Annotated in this window: 4 protein-coding genes; all 4 read right to left on the reverse strand. The window is 35.0% G+C overall.

All coding sequences use genetic code 11. The annotated features are described in order from the left end of the window. Window positions 1-76: 76 nt before the first annotated feature. Window positions 77-1,660, reverse strand: a complete 1,584-nt coding sequence (locus tag AB4Y90_RS12700; RefSeq protein WP_441557939.1) for a calcineurin-like phosphoesterase C-terminal domain-containing protein — start codon at window positions 1,658-1,660, stop codon at window positions 77-79. A 205-nt stretch (window positions 1,661-1,865) separates the two neighbouring features. Continuing rightward, on the reverse strand, window positions 1,866-3,320 hold the full coding sequence (locus AB4Y90_RS12705) for a SusD/RagB family nutrient-binding outer membrane lipoprotein (protein WP_441557940.1): 1,455 nt from the start codon (window positions 3,318-3,320) through the stop codon (window positions 1,866-1,868). Window positions 3,321-3,330: 10 nt separating this feature from the next. Beyond that, window positions 3,331-6,309, reverse strand: a complete 2,979-nt coding sequence (locus tag AB4Y90_RS12710) for a SusC/RagA family TonB-linked outer membrane protein (protein WP_441557941.1) — start codon at window positions 6,307-6,309, stop codon at window positions 3,331-3,333. 455 nt (window positions 6,310-6,764) lie between these two features. Continuing rightward, window positions 6,765-7,511 (reverse strand): glycerophosphodiester phosphodiesterase, encoded by a 747-nt coding sequence (locus AB4Y90_RS12715; RefSeq protein ID WP_441557942.1) that lies wholly within the window; start codon window positions 7,509-7,511, stop codon window positions 6,765-6,767. Window positions 7,512-7,734: the final 223 nt, after the last annotated feature.

Here is a 7,734-nt window from a genome sequence, read left to right on the forward strand (position 1 = left end):
ATCTGTTATTTACAACAAAACCGACTTACGAATAAGCCGGTTTCTGAAAGTAATATATAAAAAGTAAAAACTGATTCTATGGAATAAGAACCGAGTTTTGAACCTCAAATTCTTGTGATGCCGAAAACTCGTTTCCGTACATATCGTAAGCTTTAACCTCAACTTTATGTTTTCCGAGTGTTAATTTGTTTCCAAAACCACCCATCCAGATGTGTTTTGACTGTTCCGGATTTGAAGGTCTTCTTCCCGGGAAAATTTTATCTGTAGAATCCCATTTAAAAACTGAGTTTGCGAAGTTAGGATCGATGGTTTCGCTGTACTCCATTTCTTCCCATTTTCCGCCGTCAATCCTGTATTCTACTTTATCTTTTTTGCTTCCCATAAAGAAATTTGCCAAAATTTTAGCCGAAGTTTTCGATGGATGAGGAATCACTTTTGGAACATACAACTGAATCTGATAATCTTCAGGTTTTCCTGCTGTTTTGTACTTTACTTTGTACTGATTATCGTTAAAACTGATGAAAGAATATCCTTTTGAAGTACCGTCTCTCATTGTAGAAGTAGGTAAACCGATTTCGTCTGAGGTTCCGGACCACCAATCTCCGCAAGTAGTTCCTACATTATATTCATGAAGATCTTTTGTGCCTTTCCAGCCTTGAGCTTTTCCATAAAAAATCTGCTGCTGAATGTGAGTGTGAGCCGACAACATCAATGCATTTGCAAACGGAGAAAGCGCATCAAACAATTTCTGGCGGTCTGCATTTCTGAAATTATCTTCATTATTATGATCCAAAGGAATGTGAAAAGAAACAACAACCAATTTATTTTTATCTACTAGTTTTAAATCGTTTTCGATAAACTGAACCTGATCGTCTCTGAAACCTCCCCAATATCCTTTGCCGTCTCTTGGATCTGGATAAAGAATATCATCAAGTACAATAAAATGTACATTTCCGTAATTGAAAGAATAATTTGCAGGACCAAAATTAGCCTCAAAAGTTTCGTCTGAAAGCTGGTCTTCTTTCGCATCATAGTTCATATCATGATTTCCCATCACGTTGTACCAAGGCAGACCGATCTCTTTCATCACATCAGCATAAGGTTTCTGCAGACTCAGATCATCACCTACCAAATCTCCAAGACTGATCCCGAAAACTGCGTTTTTCTTGGTCGATTTTACTTCGTTTACAATTGCTCTTTTAAAATAATCCAATTGTTTTTCGGTGTAAGGTTGCGGATCTCCGAAAACCAAAATATCAAAGTTTTTGCTTTCGTTCTGTTTATGTAAAGCAAAATTTAATTCTTTCGGAAGCGCTCCTGTTGGTGCAGTTCCTTTGTATTTAAAATCTGCTGGTGAACCTTTTGGTTTGTACTGATAATAATATTGTGGTAAATTATTTTGATTTAAAGCCACCATGTAACCCGATGGTTTAATGACAAAAATTGTCTGACCGTCAGTTACCGGCAAGCTGTATCTTCCGTTTTTATCGGTTAAAACAACCTGAGCTCCGTTTGAAACGGCTACATTTTCAATTCCTTTTTCACGTTTTTCTTTTTTCTGATTTTTGTTTAAATCTTCAAAAACATATCCTGAAACGGAAGTTTGAGAAAATGCCATCGCTGAAATAAGTAAAGATGGCAGTAAGAATTTTATATTCATATTAAATTTGATTATAAATATTGTCTAAATTTATTTTACTATAAAAATTTTACACATTAGAAATCTATAGATTTATTATGCCGTAAAGAAGAACATATTAGTTTTTGAAAATCTAAGATTTTCTTCTTACATGTTGTAAATATTTCAAAGTTTCAACGCAAAATCATAGTATAGCTAATGTGTTAGAAGTAGTATTATTTTTTAATTATTGGTTCCACCACATTTTTGTATTGATGTTGTCGCCGCCCATTAGCTGCACTGCAGCCTGATAATTAGTAGTATTTAAAACTCTTGGATTTGGAGGATACATTAGCCTTGAAGGCATTACACCGTTATTTAATAATCCACCGTTATTTGGAAGCACYGGATAACCCGTTCTTCTTTTCTCAAACCATTGTTGCTGATCCACGAAAAACAGTGACACATATTTTTGCAGCATAATCCTTTCAAAAGTTGCATTATAAGCTACATTAGGATTTGTTAAATAATTTGCAGGAACTACGGCTCCCCATTGTTCAATCGTTGCTTTTACACCATTTTCATAGAAAGTTTGCGCACTTCCTGAAATAATTCCTTTATAAGCCAGTTCTGAAAGGATAAACTGTAATTCAGCGTAAGGGAAAATAAGAATATTTAAAGGACCTTTAGCTAAATTCTGATTCATATTGGAAGGCTGATAATTAAATACCGTTCCGTAAGCATATCCTGTGGGGGCACCTTTATAACCAATATTTGCCTGTGGAGGTAGAAGCTCTTTCGCCTGACCAAAAAACATTGCCATACGAGGGTCATTGTTTGCTTTTAAAGTTTCCACAAAAAACTCTGAAGCAGCTCTTCCCGTCGTAAAATCCTGTGGTCTTGCAATCGGAGGCATTAAAGGAGCAGCGCCGGTAACATTAAGTTTCGCACTTTCAGCATTACTTAAAAAAATAGGGTATGTAGTAGGATTATTAACAATCTCCTGAATTCTTGCATTCACATCTACCTCACCGTTTCTTTTTAATATTCTAGTTAACAACCTTAATGACAGAGAGTTTCCGAATTTCTTCCAATTGGTAATTCCGTTTGTATCGGTTCCCGCATTATAAAAAAGGTCGGTTCCTGTGAGTTGTTTTGTGGTTACAAAAAGAGAATTTGCTCTCTTTAAGTCATCCAATAATTGCAGATAGATGGTTTTCTGCTGGTCAAATTTAGGTTGAGAAATTCCCTCTTCAAGTCTGGAAGCCTCAGTGAAGGGAACATCACCATAAGTATCTGTAAGATTAGAATAAATCCATGCATTCAAAATCAAAGCAATCGCTTCATAATTCTTATCATCACTATCAATTGCAGCTTTTCTCATATCGTAAACCTGCTTTATCCATTTATAACTATTATTCCAAAATCCCGCTCCTGTGTTTTCTGTAATGTTATATCTGCTTAATGTATTTCCTTCATTAGGAAAATCCAAGGAAACCTGCATAATATCAAAAGTGAAATCGTTAGCTCGTAAATATCCTACGCAAGCCATATTATACTGAATTGGAGCTAAGAAACTTGAAACTTCCGGCTCATAGATTTTACTGTCATCCACATTTATTTCGTCAAAACTTCTGTCACAAGAAACCGATCCCAAAGTTAAGCCTGCTAGGATGAAATATTTAAATATTGATTTTTTCATGTTTAAAAATTTAGAATTTTACATTAAGTTGAAAACCTACCGTTCTTGCTGTCGGCAATTGTCCCATTTCTACTCCAGGGGTAATTGTAGCATTATCTAAAGTTGCCACTTCCGGATCAAATAGCGGGAATTTCGTCCACATCCAAAGGTTTTTTCCGAAAAGAGCAAGGGTAAGGTCTGTTATTTTTAAAGGTTCAGTGATTGATCTTGGGAATGAATAAGAAATTCTGGCATCTCTTAATTTAATAAATGAAGTATCAAAAGTATTGGTTTCCACATTTGCTCTTCTGTAATAATCGCTGTAATAAGCAGAGGCTAAAACTCCTTTTGTATTTGGCGAATAAGATCCGTCTGCATTTTGCACAACACCTTGCCCAATAATTAATCCTCCAGGATTATCTCTTCCTTCTAAAGTATGCATAAGCTTACCCTGTTCAGACATTTTATGATGAGACTGAGAGTATGCTACCCCTTTATACTGCCCATCGAAAGAGAAACTCAATGAAATATTTTTATATCTGAATTCATTTTGGAGACCTGCTCTCCATTTAGGGAAAGCATTTCCTATCTTTTTCATCTGCGTTGGTTTTCCAGTCAATCCATCTGCACCATAAATCACCTGTCCATCCGGAGAATACATTAATCCATAACCATATAAATCTCCAATAGAACCTCCTACTACGGCATTATAATAAACTACACCACCAATACTTCCCATTACATATGGCTCTCCATTAAACTCTTCCGGTAAAGAAAGAATTTCATTTCTGTTCAACGACCAGTTTGCAGACACATTCCATGAGAAGTCTTTATTTTTTAAAGGATACGCGTTCAACATCATTTCTACTCCTCTGTTTCTTATTTCTCCTGAGTTGATAACCCTTTGCGAATACCCCGTTTCCCATAAAACAGGAACATTTCTGATAATCTGATCTACAGAATTACTTTGATAAAGCGTAACGTTATAGTTTAATCTGTTATTAAATAAGCTGAAATCCATACCTGCTTCGATATTGGTAATCATTTCAGGTCTTAAATTAGGATTCAAGAATTTATTTGATACTTCGATCGATCCCGGAAATGCTAAACTTGGGTTATAATAATTCTGAAGCTGGTAAGGTGTTGTATCATTTCCTACTTTTGACCACGAAGCTCTTAACTTCCAGTAATTAAATCGGTTACTTTTAAGATTAAAAATATCTGAAAGAATAAAAGATGAAGCTACCGACGGATAAAAATAAGATCGGTTTGCTTTAGGAAGTGTACTACTCCAGTCATTCCTTGCTGTAAAATCAAGAAAAATTTTATCCTGATAACTAAATGTAGCTAAACCATATGCACTGTTAACCATTCTGTCGTAAGGTGTGGGAAGGTCAAAACGTTGTGTAACTGCATTCGTAAGATTGTAAACTCCAGCTTTTTTTAAACCTAATGCAAAATAATCTTTGGTAAGCTGCTCTTCGTACTGTGAGCCACCGCCCAAAGTAGCAGAAAAGTTAACCGGCCCGAATGTATTCTTATAATTAATCATTAAATCATTATTAAAATTCATTCCGTTTACATATTGCTCACGGTAATATCCCTGTAAATAATTTGCAGAACTCCATGGTCTTCTTTGTGTACGTAATTCGTCATTCCAAATCATCCCTGATCTCAACAATACATCAAAGTGTTTATCAATCTGATAATTTAAACTAATATTCCCTGTGATATTTTTCTTATTTAAACTGTTGGTCATTTCGTAGGCAATCAAATAAGGATTGTCGATGTATGAACTAAAAGGATGTATCTGATCAACCTGTTGTTGTCCTGCTTTCCAAATCGGTCTGTACCAAGCCAAATCCACATTTGGATTCTGGAAAATCATGAAGTATGAAATAGACTGATTGTTATATCCTGTCGCAGGAAGATTGTCACTCTGTGTCTGAGTATACGATAACTTTACGCTTGTTTTAAACTTTTCATTAATCTTGTGATCCAAAGATATCGCTGCACCCCATCGTTCAAGACCTGTATTAGGCATCATCCATTCATTTTTGAGATAAGAAAGTGATGTTCTGAAAGCTGTTTTTTCGTTTGAACTTTCAAGAGATAAATTATTCGAATACGTACTTCCTACTTCCCAAAAATCTTTAATATTATTGGTGTAGGGCCTCCAAGCCTGTCTTTCTTTGCTCTGTCCCTGGATTGTCGGATCATATTGGAAATAGCTTTGTCCATCAAACCTCGGTCCGAAAGCACTGCTTGTAGAGCCCGTATTTACTCCGTCCGCAGAAGCCTGATAAGAATAAAAATATTCTCCTTTCGAGTTTCTCTGCATTGTTCCCTGACCATATTCGTACTGATAATCAGGCCATTTTAAAACGGAGTCAAAACTAGTGTAAGAGTTTAAAGTCACCTGAATTTTTCCCTGCTTTGTTTTACCCGATTTTGTGGTAATCATAATAGCCCCTTTTGCACCTCTAGATCCGTATAATGCTGCTGCTGTAGGTCCTTTCAAAACTGTGATACTTTCTATATCATCTGGATTAATACTATTTAAATCGTTTCCATAGTCAATCGGTACATCTCCTCCTGAACCTGCTCCATATGCAGGAGTTCCAGTACCCACCGTTCTTGAATTCATAGGAACACCGTCTAATACAATTAATGCCTGATCATCAAAACCATTCATCGATACATCTCCTCTTAAAGTAATTCTTGGTGTTGATAAAGGACCTGCTCCGGCTGTTTGAATTTTCAAACCTGCTACTTTTCCTTCCAAAGCACCCGTCCAGTGATTATTTTGAGTTCTTAAAAGCTGCTCAGAATTGATTGTTTCCGTAGAATATCCTAAGGCTTTGTTTTGTCTTTTGATACCCAAAGCTGTCACTACAACTTCATCGATATTCTTGATCGTGTCTTTCTTCACCTGTTGCTGAGCTGCCATATTCACGCTCACCAATCCTAACACAGATAAAAGAAGTAATTTTTGAGTCTCTTTACGCATACAATTTTTTGTTTGCGCAAAATTAGAAAGCTATGATGAGCATAGCTTTAATACGATTTTAACATATTTTAAATAATTTTTAAACTCTATATGAATTTACACTTAACAATAATGCATAAACTTTTAAGTAACAGCGCCTTAAAAGAATGAATTATTTTTAATACAAAAAGTGAATTATTTTATCTTAACTTTATTGTCTTTTCCTGAGAAAATAAAAATTGTTGATAGGATTTAGTTGACAGTTGGTAGATTAAATTCAATAGCTTTATGCTTTTACTCAATTTTTATGAATTGAAATTTGAAGATTAGGGTGTCGCTCATACGGAGCTTAAAATGTTTGAAACTGTTTTTACTACTAAGGTATTGCTCCTACTGAGCGAAAAACTAAGCTTATTTTAAACAAAAAATCTGCCTCACATGAAGCAGATTGATGGTTATAAAATGATGTATTAGATTTATTTATCTTTCAATTGATCAGGAATATTAGTGGTAACAAATCCTATTCCCTGAGCTTTCAGTTCTTCGTAAACTTTGGGATCATTTACCGTCCAGGAATTGGTGATTAGTCCCATTTTTTTTGCTTCAGCGATCCATGTCGGGTTTTTTTGGAAAACACTGTAATGATAATCCATCCCGTCTAAACCTTCGTTTTTGATTTGTTCAGGTGATAACTCTCCGTTAAGATATTGCACCTTAAAATCGTGAGCCAGTTTTTTGATCTGCTTGCAGACATTTAAGCTGAAAGAAATATATTCACATTGAGCTTCAAGCTTCATGTCTTTAATCATGGCAATGGTTTTTTCTACGATTTCGTTTTCCAAAGCTTCTGTTTTTGCAGGTTTTATTTCCACAATTAATTTTAAAGCTTTGTCTTTTTTACCAGATTTCAGATAATCTTTTAATGTAGGATACTTTTCACCGTTTGAAAGTTTCAGTTTTGCCAGTTCTTTAAAATCGGTTTCCGAAATTTCCATTTTGCCGTGATGCTCATCGTGATTGATAACCAAAACGCCGTCTTTAGACATTCTTACGTCAAATTCAGAGCCATAGATCTTCAGCTTTTGGGCATTCTGTAAAGATGTAATAGAGTTTTCCGTTGTTGGAGGCTGTGTCTGAAAATAACCTCTGTGTGCAATGATTTGGGTTTGTGCATTCATAAAAGCTGTGGTTAAAACTGCAAACCCTAAGATAAACTTTTTCATAATTAAATATTCGACTTCATTAAAGATTTCAGCAAATCTATTTTACTGATTGCATCAAAATGATACAATATGCAAATTTAAACAGAGATTCTTGAATGCAGTTTAAAATCGCTTAAACATTTGTTGAATTTAATATTAATTTTAATCATTCAAATATGCTCAAGACTTATTATTTTTGTTGAAAAGATAGAAAGCCCATGTCCGAAACCATTCAGCATAAAAT

Origin of the sequence: Chryseobacterium sp. 2TAF14 (genome assembly GCF_052115105.1) — a bacterium.
GTDB lineage: Bacteria > Bacteroidota > Bacteroidia > Flavobacteriales > Weeksellaceae > Chryseobacterium.